This is a genomic window from Haloterrigena salifodinae (assembly GCF_003977755.1).
Classification (GTDB): Archaea; Halobacteriota; Halobacteria; order Halobacteriales; family Natrialbaceae; genus Haloterrigena; species Haloterrigena salifodinae.
Map to the genome: position 1 here is coordinate 1,658,772 of NZ_RQWN01000001.1, position 20,457 is coordinate 1,679,228.

General features: G+C 62.6%; 17 protein-coding genes. 7 read left to right on the forward strand and 10 right to left on the reverse strand.

Annotation, left to right across the window (positions count from 1 at the left end):
• Nucleotides 1-50: 50 nt before the first annotated feature.
• The 5 genes from EH209_RS08325 to EH209_RS08345 all read right to left on the reverse strand — a co-directional run bounded on the left by EH209_RS08325 (nt 51) and on the right by EH209_RS08345 (nt 6,646).
• Nucleotides 51-1,865 carry a ribosome biogenesis/translation initiation ATPase RLI gene (locus tag EH209_RS08325; protein WP_126662404.1) on the reverse strand — a complete coding sequence of 605 codons (1,815 nt, stop codon included), beginning with the start codon at nt 1,863-1,865 and terminating at the stop codon, nt 51-53.
• A 2-nt stretch (nt 1,866-1,867) separates the two neighbouring features.
• Entirely contained in the window at nt 1,868-2,194 is a 327-nt protein-coding gene (locus EH209_RS08330; RefSeq protein ID WP_126662405.1) for an EMC6-like membrane protein, read from the reverse strand.
• Nucleotides 2,195-2,280: 86 nt separating this feature from the next.
• Nucleotides 2,281-3,147, reverse strand: a complete 867-nt coding sequence (locus EH209_RS08335) for a hypothetical protein (protein ID WP_126662406.1) — start codon at nt 3,145-3,147, stop codon at nt 2,281-2,283.
• Nucleotides 3,148-3,285: 138 nt separating this feature from the next.
• Entirely contained in the window at nt 3,286-3,822 is a 537-nt protein-coding gene (locus tag EH209_RS08340; protein WP_211338332.1) for a DUF7344 domain-containing protein, read from the reverse strand.
• Between the two features lie 166 nt (nt 3,823-3,988).
• Nucleotides 3,989-6,646, reverse strand: coding sequence for a DUF7289 family protein (locus tag EH209_RS08345; protein WP_449271905.1), 2,658 nt, complete (start codon nt 6,644-6,646; stop codon nt 3,989-3,991).
• 439 nt (nt 6,647-7,085) lie between these two features.
• On the opposite strand from EH209_RS08345, the gene EH209_RS08350 reads away from it, so the two are divergent.
• The 6 genes from EH209_RS08350 (at nt 7,086) to EH209_RS08375 (ending at nt 12,583) form a co-directional block, all read left to right on the forward strand.
• Nucleotides 7,086-7,556, forward strand: coding sequence for a hypothetical protein (locus tag EH209_RS08350; protein ID WP_164721972.1), 471 nt, complete (start codon nt 7,086-7,088; stop codon nt 7,554-7,556).
• A 144-nt stretch (nt 7,557-7,700) separates the two neighbouring features.
• The gene (locus EH209_RS08355) at nt 7,701-8,861 is read left to right on the forward strand and encodes a CARDB domain-containing protein (protein WP_126662409.1); all 1,161 of its coding nucleotides are present in this window, start codon (nt 7,701-7,703) and stop codon (nt 8,859-8,861) included.
• Between the two features lie 122 nt (nt 8,862-8,983).
• Nucleotides 8,984-10,159, forward strand: coding sequence for a signal peptidase I (locus EH209_RS08360; RefSeq protein WP_126662410.1), 1,176 nt, complete (start codon nt 8,984-8,986; stop codon nt 10,157-10,159).
• Between the two features lie 143 nt (nt 10,160-10,302).
• A complete protein-coding gene (locus tag EH209_RS08365) occupies nt 10,303-11,478 on the forward strand; it encodes a DUF5305 domain-containing protein (RefSeq protein ID WP_126662411.1) in 1,176 nt (391 codons plus the stop codon).
• 348 nt (nt 11,479-11,826) lie between these two features.
• A complete protein-coding gene (locus EH209_RS08370) occupies nt 11,827-12,120 on the forward strand; it encodes a MarR family transcriptional regulator (protein ID WP_012944628.1) in 294 nt (97 codons plus the stop codon).
• A 49-nt stretch (nt 12,121-12,169) separates the two neighbouring features.
• Nucleotides 12,170-12,583: a hypothetical protein gene (locus tag EH209_RS08375; RefSeq protein WP_126662412.1), complete on the forward strand. Its 414-nt coding sequence runs from the start codon at nt 12,170-12,172 to the stop codon at nt 12,581-12,583.
• Nucleotides 12,584-12,634: 51 nt separating this feature from the next.
• Here the strand turns inward: EH209_RS08375 and EH209_RS08380 are convergent, their stop codons facing one another.
• Nucleotides 12,635-13,543, reverse strand: a complete 909-nt coding sequence (locus EH209_RS08380) for an NAD+ synthase (RefSeq protein WP_126662413.1) — start codon at nt 13,541-13,543, stop codon at nt 12,635-12,637.
• Nucleotides 13,544-14,074: 531 nt separating this feature from the next.
• Nucleotides 14,075-15,952, reverse strand: a complete 1,878-nt coding sequence (locus EH209_RS08385; protein ID WP_126662414.1) for a PINc/VapC family ATPase — start codon at nt 15,950-15,952, stop codon at nt 14,075-14,077.
• Nucleotides 15,953-16,146: 194 nt separating this feature from the next.
• Here EH209_RS08385 and EH209_RS08390 point away from each other — a divergent pair, with 194 nt between their 5' ends.
• Nucleotides 16,147-17,331, forward strand: a complete 1,185-nt coding sequence (locus EH209_RS08390) for a M20 family metallopeptidase (protein WP_126662415.1) — start codon at nt 16,147-16,149, stop codon at nt 17,329-17,331.
• A gap of 18 nt (nt 17,332-17,349) precedes the next feature.
• Here EH209_RS08390 and EH209_RS08395 read toward each other — a convergent pair whose 3' ends face one another.
• The 3 genes from EH209_RS08395 to EH209_RS08405 form a co-directional block, all read right to left on the reverse strand.
• Nucleotides 17,350-18,453, reverse strand: coding sequence for a glycosyltransferase (locus tag EH209_RS08395; protein WP_126662416.1), 1,104 nt, complete (start codon nt 18,451-18,453; stop codon nt 17,350-17,352).
• On the reverse strand, nt 18,454-19,443 hold the full coding sequence (locus EH209_RS08400; protein WP_126662417.1) for a glycosyltransferase: 990 nt from the start codon (nt 19,441-19,443) through the stop codon (nt 18,454-18,456). It lies immediately after the preceding gene.
• An 85-nt stretch (nt 19,444-19,528) separates the two neighbouring features.
• Nucleotides 19,529-20,389, reverse strand: a complete 861-nt coding sequence (locus tag EH209_RS08405; RefSeq protein ID WP_126662418.1) for a hypothetical protein — start codon at nt 20,387-20,389, stop codon at nt 19,529-19,531.
• Nucleotides 20,390-20,457: the final 68 nt, after the last annotated feature.

A 20,457-nucleotide genomic window follows, 5' to 3' on the forward strand; every position in this document is an offset into this window, starting at 1 on the left:
CCGGTTCGGATATCAGTATCGTTCGGACGAAAGATCGGTCAGGACCGACGTTAGGGCGCGTAGTAGTACTCGCCGTTCTGCTTCTGCTGTTTGTCGAGTTGCGACTCGGGCTTGTTGATCCGCGGTCGCGAGGTCCGCTCGTCGCGGCGGAACGTGACCTCGAGGTTCGCGAGGAACTCGTTCATCCCGTCGCGCATCGGCTGGGGCTGGCCAGCGCGGCCCTGGACGGCGGGTTCACCGTCGAAGACCATCAGCCGGTCGGCCAGCAGGTCGATCATGTAGATGTCGTGGTCGATGACCATGACCGTCGCGTCCTGCTGTTCGGCGTAGCGTCGGATCGCCTTGGTCGCCTGAACGCGCTGTTCGACGTCGAGGTGAGCCGAGGGTTCGTCGAGCAGGTAGAGGTCGGCCGATTCGGAGAGGCAGGCCGCGATGGCCACCCGCTGGCGCTCGCCGCCCGAGAGGTCCGAGAGGTTCTGCTCCATGATCCGCTCGAGTTGGAGCGGCTGAGCGATCTCGGTGTTCCAGTACGAGGAGCCGAACTGGTCCGTGATCGAGGAGAGGAAGGCGTCGACCCGCATGTGCTGGTCGATCGTGACGTACTGGGGCTTGTAGGAGATGTCTAGATCGAGGTCCGCGTCGCCCTCGTCCGGTTCGAGATTGCCCGTCAGGAGCTTCGCGAAGGTGGACTTCCCGATCCCGTTCGGACCGACGATGCCGAGCACCTCGTTTTCCCGGATCTCGCCGCCCTCGACCTCAAGGGAGAACTCGCCGTCGCCGTAGCTCTTGGTGAGGTCGGGGTACTCGACGAGTGTGTCGCCGCGAGTCGCGGCGCGAGGAGCGTGTTCCTCGAACTCGATGGGATTCGGTCGGATCCGCATGTTCTCGTTGTCGAGGTAGCCCGAGAGGTACTCGTTGATCCCGTTGCGGACGGACTTGGGCGCCGTGATAACACCGTAGGCGCCGGGCTCGCCGTAGGCGACGTGGAGCGTATCGGCGAGCAGATCCAGGATCGCGAGGTCGTGTTCGATGACGAGCATCGACCGGTTCTCCTCCTCGGCGAGTTCCCGGATCAGCCGCGCCGCGGTGACGCGCTGCCCGATGTCGAGGTAGGGCGTGATCTCGTCGAGGAAATAAAAGTCCGTGTCCCGGGCCAGCGTGGCCGCGATGGCGACCCGCTGAAGTTCGCCGCCCGAGAGGTCGTCGATCGACTGCTCCATGACGGGGCCGATCGAGAGCCGCTCGACCAGCTCGTCTAAGGCACCGCGCTCGTCGGTCTGCTCGAGCAACTCGCGGGTGTTGCCGTCGAAACTGTTCGGAATCTGGTCGACGTACTGTGGTTTCCGCGCGATTGTGACGTCGCCGTCGCGCACGTCGGCGATGTAATCCTGCAGTTCCGTGCCGCGATAGGCCTCGAGGACCTCGTCCCAGCCCGGGGACTCCTCGTGGCGGCCGAGATTCGGCTCGAGTTCCCCCGCGAGGATGCGAACGGCGGTGGTCTTCCCGATCCCGTTGGGTCCCAGAATCCCCGTTACCTGCCCTTCCTGGGGCGCAGGAAGTCCGTACAGCGAGAAGGCGTTTTCGCCATAGCGGTGGGCGGGATCGTCCTGCAGTTCCTCTGGCAGGTTGATGATCTCGATGGCGTCGAACGGACACTTCTCGACGCAGATCCCGCAGGTCTCGCCGAGACAGATCTCCTCGGAGATGTGGACCTGGTCGGGCTGGCCCTCGTCGGCCTCCTCCCCACGGAGGGTGATACACTCCTTGCCGGTCCGGTTGGGCGGACAGTAGTTCTTACACTCGTAGCTACAGCGGTCGGGTTGGCACCGATCGAGGTCTACGACGGCGATGCTGTCGTCGGCCATGGTTACGCGACGGCCCCCGTCGTGAGCAAGATTCCCCACGTCACGAACCACAGGGCAAATGTCATGAACACGATGAACAGGTAGTGTTTCGGTCCGAACTCGTCGTCATCGTAGATGCTCGTGAAATCGTAGAGCACGAACTGGGCGAGAATCGCACCGGCGACGAGCATGAGCGTTCGCGTGTCGTTCGCGGCCGCGTCGGCCGATGACACGTCACCCACCAGTGCCATCGAGCCGAACGCCGCGGCGACACCCAACAGCGCGGCCAGAGCGGTCACGCTGATCGAGCGGATGTGCTCGCGTCGGTCACTGATCGATTCGGTCGACATGGATCGAATTCAGTGGCCGGTGGTGAAAAGGGGTTCGGGTTGGTCTCGAAAGAACGTCAGAATTCGAGGTCCAGAGCGAACAGTATTCACGACTCGTAGCGACCACAGGTCGCCTCATCAAGACAGAGATCGAACGTTTTGTGACTATCGTCACCAAAATACGCGGTCACGCGGACGTTTTCGCCGTCCATGCTAACCTTATTACCGGACCCATCTGTAAACCGGCTCAGTTCGAAGGTGGCCGTTTCATTAAGCGAGAGTTCAAAGTCGGTATCGAAACCATATCGACTGTGGGACTTGGGATCTGTGCTATCGATCGTGATTGACGTCGTGATGAGATCGCGTTTGTTTCCAGAGAGAGCCGCTCCGTTGTTTTTCGGCGTTACTGCCTGAACATCGCTCCGCGTCGTCGCATCAATCCCAATTCCAGTGAGAGTAATGGGTTTGTCGCCGGTGTTCTCGAGTTCGAACTCGAACTTCCCGCTTCCACCCGGACTTTTGGCCGTTCCCGTGAAGTCGGTTATCGCAGACTGTGGGGCGCTGAAATCGCGTTTCAGTGTTATTTCGCCACTCTTGGTTCCGTTATCGAACAGTTCGGCGGTAACAGCGACGAGTGCGCTTTGAGCAGTATCTTCCGTCTCTACGGTAATCGTCTCGCTCCCGTTCGGACCGAGCGAAAAGCGATACGACGAGTCGTTTCCGTCGAAGGAAATAGTGGTATCGGGATCAGTATCGGTCAGTTTCACGTCCATTTCCAGTGTCGTATTGTTCGTGAACACTGGCTCATCAGTCGTATCGATGTTCTTAATTCCGAGGAGGGCTCCCTCGTGATCCTCAGCAGTAGTGACGGCGACTCCCCGATCAGCGGTAAGGGAGCTGAATGCGCCGGTACTGAACAGTGCACCGACACCGATCGACGTGGCCCCGACGCACATGAAGACACGTCGTTTCATTACGTATTCATTACACTCAAATAGTATAACTCTTCGTAGAGTGATTATCAGGAAGACGACTATACCGATCAAAGTATGTTACGAAGACGGTTTCTTGACGACGAATGTGGTCACATATCCCCCGAATACGCCTCATCATTACGGTGGTCGCTCCATTTCACCGAGTCGCATCCGTCGGCTCTGTACCACGTGCACAACTGCCGATACTGCAAACAGCGCGAACACCAGCGTCGCCCAGCCGAGTTCGGATACCGCCCCCGTCGGTACGACCTCGAGCCAGAGCCCCGTCATCACGACCGAGCTGACGATGGCCAGCCCCAGATAGTACAGTCCCCAGGGGATCGAGTCCGCCGGAACGACGTCCAGATAGACGTCTAACTCCGAGGCCTCGTCCGTGAGTTCGATCGTTCGGTTATCGAACTCGATCATCTCGGCTCGCTCGAGCGTCGGCAGATGCGTCTGCTGTAACGACGTGTACACCCGTTTCCGTTCGGCGGAGGTGATCTCCTCGACCTCCTTGTCGAGTTCCCAGGCGGCGACGTGCTCGGCGAGGTCCCCCAACGTGACCGGCTCGTCCTCGCGCTTGCAGTAGTGAATCGCGTATCGCCGTCGATGGTTGCTCAGAAGATCGAAAATCTTCCCCTGATTCGAATTACCCCCTATCTGCGTTGCCATTGGTTCGTTCGTATTATAGAGAAAATACGCTTTTCTGATATATAATGCTTATTGCCGCGAAATGCGTCCATTTCCCACCGTACGGGCCCGGGCTCGACTAATCAGTCAGCACCGTATGGCAACTCCGGTCGTGACTACCCGGCTGCCGGGCGAAAACGGACGGTGGTCAACGGTCGATCGCTACGGTCCGTTCGGAAACGTGTACCGCATAGTTAGCGGTACCCCCTGTCTCGTAGTTCACGGCGAGTTGCATCTGCGTATCCATCTCGAGGTCGATCTCTTCGTTGACGATCTCCTCGAAGAGATCGAGCAGTTCGTCGGGATCGGCGGTCTGGTAGTAGTTCCCGCCGGTCTCCGCCGCCCACCCTTCGAGCTTGTCCTCGGGTATCGAGTCGTGCTCGAGGCCAGCGAGACCGACAGTGTGAAGGGTGTAATTGAGATCGTCCGACCGATCGACCAGTTCGTCCATCCGCTCGTCGTTGGCAGCGTTGGAGTTCTTTCCGTCGCTCAGGAGAATAACGACTCGCTCGCGGTCATCGGCACCGCGAGTGGCGTAATCATTGAGTGCCGCTTCCAGCCCAGCGGCCATGTTCGTCCCGCCGTAAGCGGTGCCGGCGACGCTCTCTTTTGCCGCCTCGAGATCGCCGCTAAGGGGGTGGAGAGTCCGACCACTGCCGGCGAAGTCATAGACTCCGACCCGATCAGCGCTGGGGTCGAGTTCGTCGATAACGTTTCTGGTCGCCTCGACACGCTGGCCCGTCGGATCGTTCCCGGGGTGAGCGTAGACGCCGATCGAGGCTGTGCTGGAGCCGTAACGGAACTGATAGTACGGATGGACCCGAATCTCCGTCCAGTCATCAGGATGGGCAAATTCTAAGGGCTCAAGCGTTCTGGTCATCCCGTTTTCGTCTCGAACTTGGAGCACCTTCCAGCCATGCGTATTTCGGAACGGTTCGTCCGTCGGAATCGGTTCCCACCTCTCACCGACAGCTAGCTCGTAATCGGGCGCATACGCGTTTCTGGACGACGGGTTGTACGGCCCCATCGATCCCGACCGGTCGAGAACGAAGGTTACGTCGACCGGAGGCCGCGTGTTGCTGTACTCGAATAACAGATCGGTGTCCTCCTCAGATAGCGGTGTTGCACTCCGCAGCGAGCGATCGAAGTTAATCTGAACGTCGTCGCCGATTTCGAGCGTGCCGCCACGCCCGGCCGCATCGCCGGCGATGACGGCCCCGTCGATAGTCACACCGTCCTCGATCTCGAGGTCGGCACCGGGAGCGTAGACGACCCCCTGAAAGTCGTCCTCGATGGTAATCGTCGAATCGCTGGTGGCGTACACCCACAGTGCGTCCGCTCGGTCGTCAGGTCTGATACTGACGTTCGAGAGTTCAGCGTGACCGTCGACGTAGAAGTTCGTCTGATTGTTACCGTTAATTTCGACGTTCGAGAGGTCGAGATTGCCGTCGACACCGACATTGACGTTTCCATCGGCGGAATCCGTCGACTCGATCCCGTCTTCTCCACTGTACATGCCCGCAGAAACGTCACCGTCGGCCGACGGGTTGCCGGCGAGATACGCCGTCAGGAGCCGCTTGATCTCGTCGTCGATCGGAGCAACGTCGGCGTACGGTTGCGAAAGTTCGGTGGCGAGTGCCGTTCCTTCGACGCCTTTCCCCTTCCCTTCGTTCTCCGCATCTAGCCGATACAGGTTCTTGCCGCTCTCCGATTCGCCCTGCTCGGTCCCGTTGACGGTTACTCCATAGCCGATCGGTGAGATCGACGGATTACCTTTCGAACCAAGTTCGCCGTTTACGACCGGGATACCTTCGATATCGGCGTGATTGTGAAGATAGAATTCATCGTAATTCGCGAGCAAGAAGCCGGGGGAGCTGGCGCCATTCGCGTTATGATTTTCGTACGCGTTCATCGAAAGTGACGACCGTAGCGTACCCGTTTCACCGTCGATGTAGAGGCCACTGCGAACCGTCGGCTCGATATCGGCGAGTTCGCGGAGCGGTTTCTCGCCATCGACGTTTGCGACGACCGTAACCGTCTCTTCCGATTTGTCGTGGCAGATGATGTTCTCGTCGATCGAGCCGGAGATATCACAGTCGTTGGCATCGGTCGCGTCGAACTCGTCTTTCAGAAAGTTGTACCAACCGTGGTGGTAAGACGATCCAGAGACCTCGACCGTAGTGTAACTGACGGCCTCGATATCCTCCCCGAGCGATTCGAACGAGTCGGTATCGGGATTCGGGATTTCTCGAACCGTATGCTCGCCCGTGCCGACGCTTCCCTCGAGCGTGACTGGTTCGATATCGACTCGTCCGACTTCCCCGTCTTCGGTCGACTCGTAGTAATACCGGAGGTTCGGATCCGAAACGGCAGTCGCTCGATCGCCGGAAACGTCCCAGGCTCCGCCGGCTTGATACGCGAACTCGTTGCCACCCTTATCGGTTGCAACCAGCGTCTCGAGCTCTATCGAACGACTATCGTTCACGTATCCGTCCGAGACGGTGACCTCGAGCTGTCCGTCGGTAACCAGTTCTCCGTCTAAATTATTGATTTGAACAGATTTCGGGGTATCGTCCTGCTTTCCGAGCGACGATATCGTCGAATCGAACTGCCGGAGTTCCTGCTGACTCTGTTCGTGATACGCCTGCGACTCGGCGGCGTCGAATGCACCCATCCCGACGACGTAAATACTCGTTGCGCCGAGGAATACCATTACGAACAGCAATACAATCCCTAACTGAGGGCTCGTCCCCCGGTCGGCCCGTTCGGAAAGAGAGAGCTCAGCTTTTCTACCAATCCGTCCCATTACGAATCCATATTAATTACTGTATTATAAAATGTAATGAGTGTTGATCACATCGGTAATAGACCAATCCTGATCGCTAACGAACAATGCGATCGGAGAGAATCCGACGAGCCTCTTCCAGTGCTACTGGCGATGAGTTGCTCCAGTTCGCCGTTATCAGTAGTTGTAGCGGCCGTAGACGCCAATATATATTCTTCAAGACTATCTTGAACGGGTGTATTACCGAGCTTTCAGTATTTCTGGCGACCTAATACAAAGTGGGTTGCCGTCTACGGTGAGCGTAAGAACCGCGTCAAGTCTCCCCGCCTCGAGGCGGGAGTCCAGCACGCGGTCAGACGGAACCATAACCATGAGAATGAATCGACGCAATGTGTTAGTCGGACTGGGGACGATTGTCGCGGGCGGCGGAGCAGCGCTTGGGACGGGGGCATTTAGCAGCGTGGAAGCAGAACGAACCGTGTCGGTCGGGACAACGGGAGACGGGCAGGCGTATCTGGGCGTCAGCGTTACTAATAGTGCGTATGCGGTGGACGGCAGCACTGATAGTGAGGCTGCTGTCACGATCGATCTGGGAGACTCGGGCAATGAGAGCGTCGGCTTCAACGACGATGCGACGACGTACGTAAATGGTATTTTAGAACTCACCAACAACGCTGCCGACGGCAACAGTATTGAGGTCAGCCTCGGAAGTGCCGCAAACGGTCACTCGAAAAGCCAGACCGTTTCGATCGCCGGTGCGGACGTCACCTTCACGCTGAGCGACCCGGACACAGGTGCAGACGGTGATCTGGCGTACGCTACCGTTGCAGCTGGAGGAACGACAACCGTTGACGCTGAAATCAATACCGCTGTCGATAATAGCGGCGGCGATGAAATGCTGACTCTCTACGCCGAAGACGGCAGTAGCTAGTAGAGATCCGTCTACCCGACCCGACCTCGGTAGATCGGTAAATACCGGTATCCGCTTCTCGGGGACGGAGGACACTGGCTACGGAACGACCGAACGTGTCGCCAGTAAACTACGGCTCTCGAGTCGTGCCAGCGAACCGCACAGATGCTATCCACCGACGTCCTACTTACCGCCGTGGCTGCTTGCGTTCTCCTCGTGTTCGTAGTTCCGACGGTCGCGATCACGGTAGGTGAGAATTCGGCGGCTAATGACGTCCACCTCGAACCGACGTCTCAATACGCCACGATCCAAGACAATCAACTCGAACTCGACCTCGAGGAACTAAACAAAGACGCAATAACAACCGCTGATGTCTTCACGATCGCGATCACCGATACCGACGTCCAGCGGGTCTGGATCGAGAACGACGTCGAAGGCCTCGAGTTCTACGCCGGAAACGATCCGACGGCCGAAATCGCTAGAGCAATCCCGATCGAGCCGTCAGCGGGCGAGACGATCCACGTCGGCGTCGCGGTCGATACACACGTCACTCACACGGGGACGGAGACGTTCACGGTACACGTCCGCTACGATGATGGCGAGGACGATGAAGACGAGGAGGACGACGAAAACGAGACACCCCAAGGAGTCACCCTCGAGTCCCTCGCAGTCTCCCCGACGAACCTCGAGGCCGGCGAGTCGGTGACGGTCGAGGGGACCTACCGAAACGAGAACGACACGGCAAAGCGACACACCGCGAAACTGACCGTCGACGGCACCGTCATCGACAGCCGAACAGTCGAGATCGAGAGCGGCGAGACGCGAACGGTCTCCTTCGAACGGGTGATGCAGTGGCCCGGCGACTACGACGTCGGACTGGATGGCGCGGCGAGCGAACGGGTAACGGTCACGGGATCGGGTGCCGAGATCGGCGACGCGTCGGTCGCCGACATCGAACTCACCAAAGGCGATCGGACGACGATCTCGGCGACCGTCGAGAACCCGACGAACGAACCCGTCGAGCGCACCCTCGAGTTGGCGGTCGACGGGATCGTCGTCGATACCAGAACGGTCATCGTCCAACCGGGTACGGAGCGAACGGTGACGTTCGAGCGCCAGTTCGATGCTCCCGGAACGTACGACCTGGCGATCAGCGGCGTCGACGCCGGTTCGGTCACCGTCTCGGAGCCGGAGCCGTTTCCGATCCGGAATCGGCAGCTGTCGGCGGCGACGACGGCTGCGCTCGCGCCGCCGCTGACGATGGGGATTCTGTTCCTCGGCGCCGCCGCGAACCGTCGCTGGGCGATCGTCTCGAGCGAATACTGATCCGACGATGAGAACCGACGAACACCTGCATCCCGGCTCGTTCGGGACTGTTAAGACGGCCCGATTCGAACGTCGTCTCGATAGACTGGTCAGAAATCGATGATGTTTCTCGAGGGGAGACGATGACGGGGACGGCGCTCCTGAAGCGAACGCTGGGGGTAGGGATCGCCCTCGTCGTCGTCCTATTGCTGGTCGGGCAACTCCTCGGACAGCCGATCCTGCTCGGGTACGTCGCGACCGGCAGCATGGAGCCGGCGATGAACGCCGGCGACGGGTTCGTCGCGGTTCCCAGTCTCGCCGATAGCTCGGTCGAACAGGGAGACGTCGTCGTCTTCGAGGCCAGGGAGCTCCACGGTGGTGGGCTGACGACCCACCGCGTAGTCGGCGAGACCGAGGAGGGGTACGTCACCAAGGGTGACGCCAACCCCTTCACTGACCAGGACGGCGGCGAGCCCCACGTCACGGACGGTCAGATCGTCGCAAAAGCCTGGCAAGTAAACGGCGAGGTCGTGACAATTCCCCATCTCGGGACGGCGATCATGGGCGCCCAGCACGTCGCGGAGTCGGCCTCCGGAACCGTCGCCTCGGTGGTCGGACTGACGGCGACCGACGACTCGGAGGGACTCGGCGCCGTCCTCGTCGCCGTCGGCGTCGCCCTGCTCGGGTTCGGGACGGTATTCGAACGGCTCGGCCCGGCGCGACGCGAGACGCGCCGATCGCGCTCTCGAGAGAACGTGATTGCGTTCTGGACGGCGCTGGGGCTGGTCTTGCTCGTGTTCGTGACCTTCGCGACCGCGGCGATGGTCGTCCCCTCCGGCACCGCCGAATACGAACTCGTAAGCACCGACTCGCCGACCGACGATCCGCAGGTGATCGCTCCCGGCGAGACGACCGAACTCACCCGCACGGTCGACAACGCAGGCTATCTCCCGATCGTGGCCGTCCACGAAGCCGAGAGTAACAACGTCGCGATCGGGCCCACCACGCAGACCGTCGGGATCCGATCGAGCGGAGAGACGACGGTCTCGCTGACCGCGCCCGACGAGACCGGATCGTACACACGACACGTCGGCGAGTACCGCTACCTCGCAGTGCTCCCGCCGGCGGCGATCGTCTGGCTACACGGGCTGCACCCGCTCGCCGCGATCGCCGCGGTCAACGTCGTCATCGTAGGCCTCGCCGTCGCGATCGTGCTCGTCGTCTTCGGGCACGACGATCTGCGCCTTCGCTCGGTGGGCGATCACGTTCCCGCCTCGACCCGCCTCGAGCGGAAACTGCGCGAGTGGCTCCGGGAGTGATCCGTTCGCCGACGGCCAATATCGTTATAATGGTCGGATCGGATGAATGAACGAACGAAACTCCGCAGTCAGTCGAGGGGTCAGTGCGGACGATCGGGGGAAGAAACGCCGTACGGGACGGCTTCGAGAGGGGTGTCCAACACGTGATCGATAATCCGCGTCTCGACCTGGTGCTCGCCAAATACGGGCGGTCGATCGTCGTCGTGCTCGTCGGGATCGGCATCCTCGCGTTTCTCGCCTCCGGGTGGGCCGTCGCGACGCCGTCGACGTCGACGAGCCACCAGTACGCCGACGAACGCGTCTCGAGCGACGTCGACACGAGCGCTGTCGTCGTGCAGAACGGAACGCTCTGGAACGAGGGCGACCGACTCGAGAACAGCGGCGTCTACATCCTGAACACGTCGCCGGAACTGACGCTTCGCCCGGAGACCAGGCTGACGAACGCGACCGCGGAGGCGCCCGTCAACGACGGGACCGTGAGCCACGAGCTGACGCTTCGGTTCGAAGCGACTCGCGAGGGTACGGTGTTCTGGAACGAGACCAGGTCGCTCGTCGACGAGTCGCCGGCGGTCGAGAACGGCGTCGCGAGATCGGAGACGACTATCGACGTCGAATCCGTCCGCGATCGACAGCGCGAGATCGAGCGCGAACTGTCCGGCGTCGGGGCCGTCGACGTCCGCCTCGAGTTCCGCGCCGCCTACGATACGGGCGCGGGACGGGGGGTACAGGAGGCGTCGACGACCCTCGAGATTACCGACGACGCCTACTGGGTGGCGGACTCGCTGTCGGCGTCGGACGAACAGCGCTACCGGACGGGAACGACGGAGACGACCGAGTCGCGGAACCTCGGGCTGATCGCCGGCCTCTCGCTGCTCGGAACGCTCTCGCTGGCCGTCGCCGTCTCCCTCGCCCGTCGCTCGCCGGTCGACGAGGCGGCCGCCCGACGAGCCGTCCACGAGCGGCGCTACGCCGAGTGGATCTCCCGGGGATCGATCCCGATGTGGATCGGCGACTACCACGTCTCGCTCGACACCCTCGAGGACGTCGTCGACGTCGCGATCGACACGAACGAGCGCGTCGTCCACGACACCCAGCGCGGGCTGTTCGCCGTCGTCAACGACGGCGTGGTCTACTACTACAGTGACCGCGGGCTCTGGGAGGAAACCGCTTGGCCCGAGATGGACCTCGACGACGGATCCGCGGTCGTCGACGCCGACGCGCCGCTGAACCCGGAAGAACTCGAACTCGAGGGGAGCGACGAGTTCTCGGATCCGGACGACGGGTTCGACGACGACGCGGATGTCTGGCGAAAGCTCTGAGCGTGTGGGAGACCGGGCGCGGCCGACTGCTTCTTCGACGACTGCCATCGGGGGCCGACAACGAACGTCGACGACTCCGGGAGATCGTGCCAGACCTCGGCAGGAGGTCGTGTTAGACGCTCTCAGAGAGGGCGTCAGACACCGGCGCGATGAGTCGTCGACCGACCGTCGCAGCGCTCTCGGTAGTCCCAAATTTCACCGACCCCTGACCAGCCAGTCAACTCTCGATATCTCGGTTCATAGGGCCTTGCTACGTACTTTACTTCCCAGAAACTGTTGGAAAATTTTGTGATCGGCACCGTTCGTAAGGCTCAACTTTTATGCTGCTGGGAGCTTTCGATTCGTAATATGGCAGAGACCGACGGGGAGGACATCGAAGATTTGCCACCGAGCGCCAAACTGGTCTTCAAGGTTCTCGAGTACGACGGGCCGCTAACCCAGAAACAGATCGTCGAGGAATCGATGCTGTCAGCCCGAACCGTCCGCTACGCGCTCGAGCGGTTAGAGGAGATCGGGATCGTCGACGAGGACATCTACTTCGCCGACGCGCGCCAGAGTCTCTATCGACTCGAGGAGCCGGTGGCAGCCGACGGGAACGGCGTCGAGGAGTCCCCGAAGAAAGACGCCTGCTGCGCAGAATAACGGCGCGGAAACCGGGAGGATTATTTTCAGTCGGTGAACGTCCACCAGTATGGACAAGGAGACGCTGCCCCGATGGGGATGGCTCTTGTTAGGACTGTTCGCGATGGCGATCGTCGCGAACACGTTCAATCTCTTCGTTCTCGGTCCGGCAGGAGTCGCCGAGCGGTACCACGTCGTTACCGTCATCACGTCGATGGCGCCGGTGTTGATCTACGTCGGTGTCTGGTACGACGACGACCGCCAGCAGTACTGGGACCACTCGCAGGAACACATCGTCGGCGATCTCGTGTTCGTCATCACGGGCGCGGCGATCGGGGCGGGCATGGGGGTCGTCGCGACCGAGGGGATCGGGCTCCCGCCGTTCGTCAAGGACGTCATCGCCATGGGCATCGGATTCATGCTCTCGTGGGGATTGTTCTGGTGGCGGAACACGGAGCTGTATCGCGATCTCGATAGCCGCTGATCACGAGAGTTGCTACGTCGCTCCGACGCGTGTGACCGCGTTCGCCGCCGCTCACTGACTTGTCAGCGATTGCTCGGCGCCGCGGTCGGCGATTCCGGGCGTCGACGGCATCGATCGCTTGTGCTCGGTTTCGGCACAGAGCCACGCGATCGACCGCGCCGTCTCGCGGTCGATCTCGAGTGTCGCCGCGGCGTCCTCGATCGACTCGTCCTCGTCGACGAGCCGCTGTAACAGCGGGTCGATGACGTCGTAGGTGGCGCCGAGTTCGTCGGCGTCGGTCTGGCCTGCCCAGAACCCCGCCGACGGCTCCTTGCTGACGATCCGGCGCGGAACGCCGATCCGCTTCGCGAGCGCCCGGACTTCGGTCTTGTAGAGGTCGCCGAGCGGATACGCGTCGGCCGCCCCGTCGCCGTACTTAGTGAAATAGCCCAGCAGCAACTCAGAGCGATTGGCGGTGCCGAGCACGATCCGGCGCTGGCGGTTCGCCGCGTAGTAGGCACAGCACATCCGCAGCCGCGCGATCACGTTGCCGAGCGCGTGAGTGCGCTCGTCGGGACGGGTGTCGTCACCGTCGTCTCCCGGCTCGAGTTCGATCGCGGCCGCCTCCTTGAACGCCTCGAGAACTGGCCGCAACTGGATCTCTCGGAACTCGATGCCCAGCCCTTCGGCGATCGTTCTGGCCTCGCTCACGCCGACTCGTTCGCTCTTGTGGCAGGGGAGCCCGAGCCCGAGAACCCGATCGCTGCCGAGGGCCTCGACGGCCAGTTCGGCGGTCGCCGTCGAATCGATCCCGCCGCTCATCGCGACGACGACGCCCGTGGCGCCCGCGTCCTCGACCGTCGTCCGGATGTCGTCGACGATCCGCGAGCGGACACGCTCGAGTCCCGGTCGATCCGTGATGAACGTCCCGGTCGTGCGCCCGATTCCAGCATCGACGATCGTCTTCCTCTCAGCTCCCATAGCGATCAAACACCATTTGTTTCACACTTCCCCAGACATTTGTCTCGTATAAGTGCTTTATCCTTAAATAATATATTCTCCCATGCGCAATCAGAGGCCAAACAGTTGCAGATATATAGTAATCGACTGCAAACGTCCATTCCCTATCCCCTGTTCGTTCCTCGTAGAATTCAGTTAGTATACAATAGTTCCGGAGGCGAACTACGATGCAGCTGGGTTCAGTCGTCTCCTCTCCGTTTGCGGAGGTGGACGCCACCCAGGCTCGAGGAACTGGGCTGTGCAGGAAACGATTCCTCGTCGATGACCGGATCATCGCCGTCACCACCGAGGAGATGTACGGCTTCTGGAAATCGCCGGGACAACCGTCACCGGCTCCTTTCGGTCGATCGCCCGCTCGAGTTCGTCCGCGATCACGCCTCCTCGAGAGACCTGGATCTCGCGCGCGGACCTTTTCCGCTCGGGTCGCCTGCGGCGACCGCTCCTCGAAAAATCTCCACTAAAAAGCCGTTCACTCCGTTCGCGGTACGACTCCTACGACGGCACGATCGTCACCGGCTCCTTCCGATCGATCGCCTGCTCTAACTCCTCGGCAATCGCACTGCCCCGCGAAACCTGAATTTCGCCGCCGCGGCTCACCGTCGCGGTGAAGAGGTACTCGCCGCCGGCCTGGACCTCGACGGTCTCGCCGTGGTTGCCGTCGACGGGGATGACGATGTGTCGCGAGGTGATCTCGGGGGTGACCATCTGTCCGGCCTGGGTACCGCCTCCGCCTCTGCCGTCCGCGCTGGCGCTGCCGCCTCCGCTGCCGGCCCCGTAGTTGGGGTTCTCGTCGTGAGTCCGGACGTCGATGTCGATCCCGAGGCGGTTCTCGACGTCGGTGATGCGACCGCCGCCCTTGCCGATGACGCTCGAGATGTCGTCCTCCTCGACGTAGACGACGGCCTTGTCCTGGCTCTTGAGTTCGACGTCGACGTAGCCGCGGGCGATCGAGCGGATCTCGCGTTCGATCTCCTGTTTGGCGATGCGGTCGACGCCGGACTCGTTACCGGGGCCGCCCTCTTCGTCTTTGAGCGGGACGGTGACGACCTGGCGGTTGAAGGTGTAGATCTCGTACTCGGGTTCGTCCGTCTCGAAGTTCGTGACCTGAATGACCGGCCGCGCGAGGTCCTCCTCGGTGAGTCCGGCGGGGACCTTGACCTCTGTTCGGACGTCGTAGACGGTGTTGACTTCCCCGGCCTCGATGTAGACGACGGTGTCGACGACCTGCGGGATCATCCCGAGTTCGACGCGACCAACGAGTCGCTGGAGGGCGTCGATCGGCCGCGTCGCGTGGACGACGCCGATCATGCCGACGCCGGCCAGCCGCATGTCCGAGAAGACCTCGAAGTCGTCGGTCTTCCGAACCTCGTCGTAGATGGTGTAGTCGGGCCGGACCATCAGCAGGGCGTCGGCCGTCTTGGCCATCTGTCCGCCCAGTTCCGTGTACTGGGTGATGTCGGGGCCGACCTGCAGGTCCCGCGGTTTCTCCATCGTCTTGACCGCATAGTCGTGATCGGAAATGAAGCGGGCGACCGCCTGCGCGAACGTCGACTTCCCGGCTCCGGGGGCGCCCGAGATCAGGACGCCGCGCTGGCGCTCGAGCAGCCGCTCTTTCAGTTCGTCGGCGTTCTCGTAGTCCTCAATGTCGGTCTGGGCGATCGGTCGGACGGCGGTGATCTCGATGCCGTCGGCGAAGGGGGGTCGGCCGATCGCGATCCGGTAGTCCCGAAACTGGACGATCTTCATCCCCGGCTCAGAGAGCTCGAGGAAACCGTCGGGGGACTCCTTGGCGGCGTCGACGATCTCGCGGGCGTACTCGTCCATCGTCGCCTCGTCGAGGGGCTCGTCGGCGATCGCCTCGTAGCGCATCTCGCCGAGTTCGCCGCGCTTTGCCTTGGGCACCGCGCCCGTCTTGAGGTGGACGCTCATCGTCTGATCGTCGAAGTAGGTCTCGACGGTGAGCGTGCCGACCTCGCGGGTCTCGGGGGAGACGTGTTCGACGTCGAGCCCCTTCGCCCGGGCGACCTCCGCCTGGACGACGTCGCTGGTCAGGAAGGTGGCGCCGAGATCCTCGGCGAGATCCCGAATGAGGGCGTCGATCTCGCCCTCCGAGGCGTGGCCCCGCTCGATGGCGTTGGGCCGCTCGCCGACGTACTCGAGTTCGATGACGCCCTCGTCGGCGAGGTCGGCGAGACGCTGGAGTTCCTCCAGCCCGTCCCAGCCGGTATCGATCCCGTCGTTGGCCTGCGCTTCGAGTTCCGCGACGACCGCTTCCGGTACCGAAATCGTCGCTCCCTCGAACTGCCCGTCGTCGACTGTCGCCGAGACGCGGCCATCGATGACCACGCTCGTATCCGGCACGACGTTCATACGCTAACTGGTCGACGGACGCCTATAAGGGTGTTCCACCTGCGAAAGTCGTATCGGCGGGACCTACGACGCTCGTAGTTCCCGTATTCGACCTGCTCGAGGCCACGACCGTCTTCGCGTTCGACAGGAACCGAGCGGCCGCTCTGCCGACTGCGACCGGTGGCCTCAACTCGCCGCCCGTCGATGACTCGCCCATGGAGGTCGCCGAACTGACCCGCGAACTCGTCTCGATCCCCAGCCACGCGGACGAGAGGGCCGCGGGAGACTACATCGAAGCGTGGCTCCGCCGCGAAACCGACGCCGACGTGGTTCGGGACGAGGTCGGGAACGTACTCGCCCGTCGGAGCGGAGACGGAGGCGCTGGCGCAGGTGCAGACTCACGGACGGACTCGAGTCCGGGAGACGAGACGACGCCGGCGGGACGGTCGCTGGCGCTGGTCGGCCACCACGACGTCGTCGAGCCGGCCGACGCGCAGCTCGAGGACGGCGAGTACGTTCTGGAGGAGCGGGACGGTCGCCTCTACGGCCGCGGTGCGGCCGACATGAAGGGTGCCGTCGCAGCCGCCATGCTCGCGTTTCGCGACGCTGTAATCGGGAGCAACGAGGGGGAGGAAGACGGAGACAGAGATGGTGACGGGGCGGTGGAACTCGTCTTCGCGAGCTTCGTCGGCGAGGAGGTCGGCGGCGTCGGCGCGCGCCACGCCATCGACCGCGGGTTCGCGCCCGACTACGCCGTCGTCGGCGAGGGCTCGACGGGCTACTCGGGCCCGGGCGTCACTGACGTCGCGGTCGCTCACAAGGGCCGTCGCGGATCGACGATTACCGCCCGCGGGACGGCCGCCCACGCCAGCGAGGTCGGCGCCGGCGAGAACGCCATCTATCGCGCGACCGACGCCGTCGATCGCGTCCGCGACCTCGAGCCGCCGTCGGTCGAGGTGGCCGGCGAAGACATCGAGGGAAGCCTCGCCGTCACCGAGATCGAGGGCGGCTCGGCGATGAACGTCGTCCCGGACCGCTGCGAACTGACCGTCGACGAACGGACCGTCCCGGGAGAGCGGGCCGCCCTCGAGCGCGTCGAGGATCTCGCTGGCGTCGAGTGGACCGTCGACCAGGACTTACCGCCGATGCGCTGCGACGACGAGGCGTTCGCGACGGCGGTCCTCGAGGCGGCCGACGACGTCCAGTCGGGGTCGCCGAAACTGATCACGAAGCCCCACGCGACCGACGCGGGGTGGCTCGCCGAGGCCGGCACGGAGTGTGTGATCTGTGGCGCCGCCGAACCCGGCGAGGCCCACACCGAAGACGAGAGCGTCTCCCTCGAGGTCCTCGAGCGGTGCCGGGAGACCTATCGGACGGTGGCGGCGTCGTGGCTCGACTAGGCGCAACGGGAGAAACAGTTACTTCGGCGAGCTGTGCGAGTCGTCGGAGAACCAGTCGTCGGTGACGTCCGCCGGAGACGCGGTTTCCGAGGATCGGACGGTCCGGTAGAGGTGCTCGAGTTGCTCGAGCGTCTGCCGGACGTCGTAGCGCTCGATGGCCGCTCGCGTGTCCCGATCCGACCGGAGACAGCGTTCAACGGCGTCGGCCATCGCCTCGAGGTCGCCGTATGCGAACCGTTCGCCGTTATCGGGACCGATCGTCCGGTCGAACGGCGGGACGTCGGACGCGACGACGGGCGTGCCGCAGGCGTTGGCCTCGAGCGTCGAGAGTCCGAGCGTGTCGGCGGTCGAGGCGGTGACGAACGCGTCGATCGAGGAGTAGAAGATCGGTAGCTCCTCGCGGGGGAGAAAGCCGCGGATCTCGACGTTGTCGGGCGCTTCGCGCTCGAGGCAGTCGCGGTAGGGGCCGTCGCCGACGATGACGAAGTCGTACTCCGGGAGCGTCTCGGCGACGCGGAGGATCTCGCTGACGTTTTTCTCCATGCTGAGCCGGCCGCTGTAGCCGATGACTGTCCGGTCGGGGTACCAGTCTTCGTCGGTTGGCTGGAAGAACTCCATGTCGATGCCGACGGGGAGCTGAACGTGTTCCACGTCGCGTTCGATTCGGCTCGTTGAGGCCGTGATGATGTCGAAGCTCCGGAGGAGCGCGTTCTCCAGCGGGACGTACAGCTTCGAGAGCACGTTGGCGATCGACTCGAACTTGACGTTCTGGTGAAAGTACTCCTCGATCGGCGTGTGGTGGGTGTACACCGCGGGGAGATCGTGTTTCCGGGCGTAGTACCGACCGAGTATGCCGACCGTCGCCGGTCCGTGACAGTGGACGACGTCCAGCTCCGGAAGGGTCGACGGGCGTTTGAACACCGGAATTCGGTACCCAGGGTAGAACGGGTTCGACACCGATTTGACCGGGATTTCGCGATCGCCGGGCTCGTAGTCGCCGTCCGGGTAGACGACGTACACCTCGTGTCCGTCCTGTTCTAACTCCTCGCGCCAGAGTTTGATCGTATACGTGACGCCGTCGATCTCAGGGAAGTAGCTATCCGTAAAGAAACCAATTTTCATTCAGGTCACCTCGTTGTAAAGTGTCTGGTACCGGTTCGCGACCGACTCGAGCGTGAACGCCTCGCTCCGTTCGGCTGCGTTCGATCCGAGTCGCGCCCGGAGGTCTGGATCCTCGAGTCGCTCGATGGCGTCCGCGAACGCGTCGACGCCGGCGTTCGACGCCGACACCTTCAGGCAGTCCTCGCCGTCCTCGAGCCAGGAGAACGTCTCGATGTCACGGATGAGGACCGGTTTGCCGGCCGTCATCGCTTCCAGCAGTGCGATGCCCTCGTTTTCCTCGTAGGTGGGGAAACAGAAGATGTCTCCCGCTGCGAACGCGCCGCGGATGTCGTCGACGTAGCCGGTGAACGTGCAGTTGTCCGGCGACTCCTCGATGAGCCGCGTCGTTTCCCGACCCTTGAGCGAGAGGTCCAGCGGGCCGAACCACGCGAAATCGAGGTGGGGCAGCCGGCGGGCCAGTTCGACGAACGTCTCGAGACCCTTGCGCTTGATCACGTGGCCGACGAGGAAGACCGTCGGCGACTCGAGGTCGTAGCGCTCGCGGTACTCCGCCTCGAGGGACTCGAACCCGTCGAGTTTCTCGCCGTCGACGCCGTTCGAGACGACGGTCGTCCTCGCGTCGGTGTACGTCTCGATCAGCCGTCGGTTGTACTCGGAGGGACAGACCAGCGCGTCAGCCAGCCCGTAGGCCCACTCGAGGTACGGTTTCAGGGGCCTCGCGAGCGCGTTGGTAAACCGGAAGCTGTCCCCGAAGTCCTCGGCGGTGACGTGGGTGTGGGCGACGACGGGGATCCCCTGCGACCGCGCCCGCCGCGCGTACCAGACCGAGCGCGGGCCCATGAGGTTACAGTGGAGGACGTCGGCGTCCAGCGTCGGCTCGGTCGTGTACTCGACGTCCAGCTGATCCAGCATCTTCCGCTGGTGGACGACCGACTCGCGGATGCCGCCGGTGACGTGCTCTTCGAGTTCGAAGTAGTGGCTGATCTTCATCCCGAGTATCTCGTGGCTGTGATAGGGTCGGTCGCGTTCGGGGGGATCGACGGGGCGGTGCGGTAGTGGTGACCGTGAGGTGACGTTACTCGACCTCGAGCCACGGCACCTCCATGAGCGGCGGGATGTACGTCTCGATGTGGTGTTCCCAGACGCCCTCCTCGCCGAAGGCCTCGCCGTGGTCGGCGGTCACGACGACTCGCCCGTCCAGTTCCGAGACCAGTTCGGCGACGGACTCGAGGGCGATCCGCAGGTTCTCCTCGTAGAGCTCCAGGGCCGCCTCCCGCGTGCCGTTCTTGACGAGGTCGGTCGGATCGAGTTCGAGCCAGAGGCCCGCTTTCTGCGCGAATTCGCTGTCCTCGAGTCGGCTCTCGACTTTCGGTCGGATGGTATCGCTGAGCGACGACAGCGTCCCGTTGCCGCCGTCGGTCGCCTTCTCGGCTTCCTCCTGGCGACGGATCCCCTTCTGGATCTGCTTGAGCTTCTGTCCCTTTCCGCGGGAGAGGTACGGAGCGTGGGGCTGCATGTAGTGGAGGACTGTCCGGTCAGCCCGCTCGACGGCGTCCTGATTGTTTCGGAACGCCTCGGCCAGTCCCTCCGGTGGGACCGTTCCGAGGTCGTCGTCCCAGCCGGACTTCCAGACGTCGAAGACGTTGCTGATGTGTTCCGACGCCGTCCACTCGTAATCGCAGCTGGCCCCCCATTTGAGTTCGTTCAGCGGGATTCCGAGGTCGTTGATGAACGGGTTTCCGGAGAAGTAGGCGATATCGTGCTCGTCGGTGAACGTTCGATACGCCCACTCTGGCGTGGACGAGCCGGTGCTCCACCGCTTTTCGAGCGTTCCATCGAGGTACTCGTCATAGACGTCACGGAACACGTCGTACCGGCACGCGTCCAGCACCAGACAGTAGTCCCACTCTGACTCGAGGAAATGCTGGTCCTCCATCGGTTGAGTTGGGGTTTCGAGTCGACAAACGTATGCTTACTGGTGTCCGGACAGTCACTGTAACTTTC

Coding starts and splice junctions, on each gene's coding strand:
- EH209_RS08325 (WP_126662404.1), bottom strand. CDS start 1,865: ATGGCCGACGACAGCATCGCCGTCGTAGACCTCGATCGGTGCCAACCC.
- EH209_RS08330 (WP_126662405.1), bottom strand. CDS start 2,194: ATGTCGACCGAATCGATCAGTGACCGACGCGAGCACATCCGCTCGATC.
- EH209_RS08335 (WP_126662406.1), bottom strand. CDS start 3,147: ATGAAACGACGTGTCTTCATGTGCGTCGGGGCCACGTCGATCGGTGTC.
- EH209_RS08340 (WP_211338332.1), bottom strand. CDS start 3,822: ATGGCAACGCAGATAGGGGGTAATTCGAATCAGGGGAAGATTTTCGAT.
- EH209_RS08345 (WP_449271905.1), bottom strand. CDS start 6,646: ATGGGACGGATTGGTAGAAAAGCTGAGCTCTCTCTTTCCGAACGGGCC.
- EH209_RS08355 (WP_126662409.1), top strand. CDS start 7,701: ATGCTATCCACCGACGTCCTACTTACCGCCGTGGCTGCTTGCGTTCTC.
- EH209_RS08360 (WP_126662410.1), top strand. CDS start 8,984: ATGACGGGGACGGCGCTCCTGAAGCGAACGCTGGGGGTAGGGATCGCC.
- EH209_RS08370 (WP_012944628.1), top strand. CDS start 11,827: ATGGCAGAGACCGACGGGGAGGACATCGAAGATTTGCCACCGAGCGCC.
- EH209_RS08375 (WP_126662412.1), top strand. CDS start 12,170: ATGGACAAGGAGACGCTGCCCCGATGGGGATGGCTCTTGTTAGGACTG.
- EH209_RS08380 (WP_126662413.1), bottom strand. CDS start 13,543: ATGGGAGCTGAGAGGAAGACGATCGTCGATGCTGGAATCGGGCGCACG.
- EH209_RS08385 (WP_126662414.1), bottom strand. CDS start 15,952: ATGAACGTCGTGCCGGATACGAGCGTGGTCATCGATGGCCGCGTCTCG.
- EH209_RS08390 (WP_126662415.1), top strand. CDS start 16,147: ATGGAGGTCGCCGAACTGACCCGCGAACTCGTCTCGATCCCCAGCCAC.
- EH209_RS08395 (WP_126662416.1), bottom strand. CDS start 18,453: ATGAAAATTGGTTTCTTTACGGATAGCTACTTCCCTGAGATCGACGGC.
- EH209_RS08400 (WP_126662417.1), bottom strand. CDS start 19,443: ATGAAGATCAGCCACTACTTCGAACTCGAAGAGCACGTCACCGGCGGC.
- EH209_RS08405 (WP_126662418.1), bottom strand. CDS start 20,389: ATGGAGGACCAGCATTTCCTCGAGTCAGAGTGGGACTACTGTCTGGTG.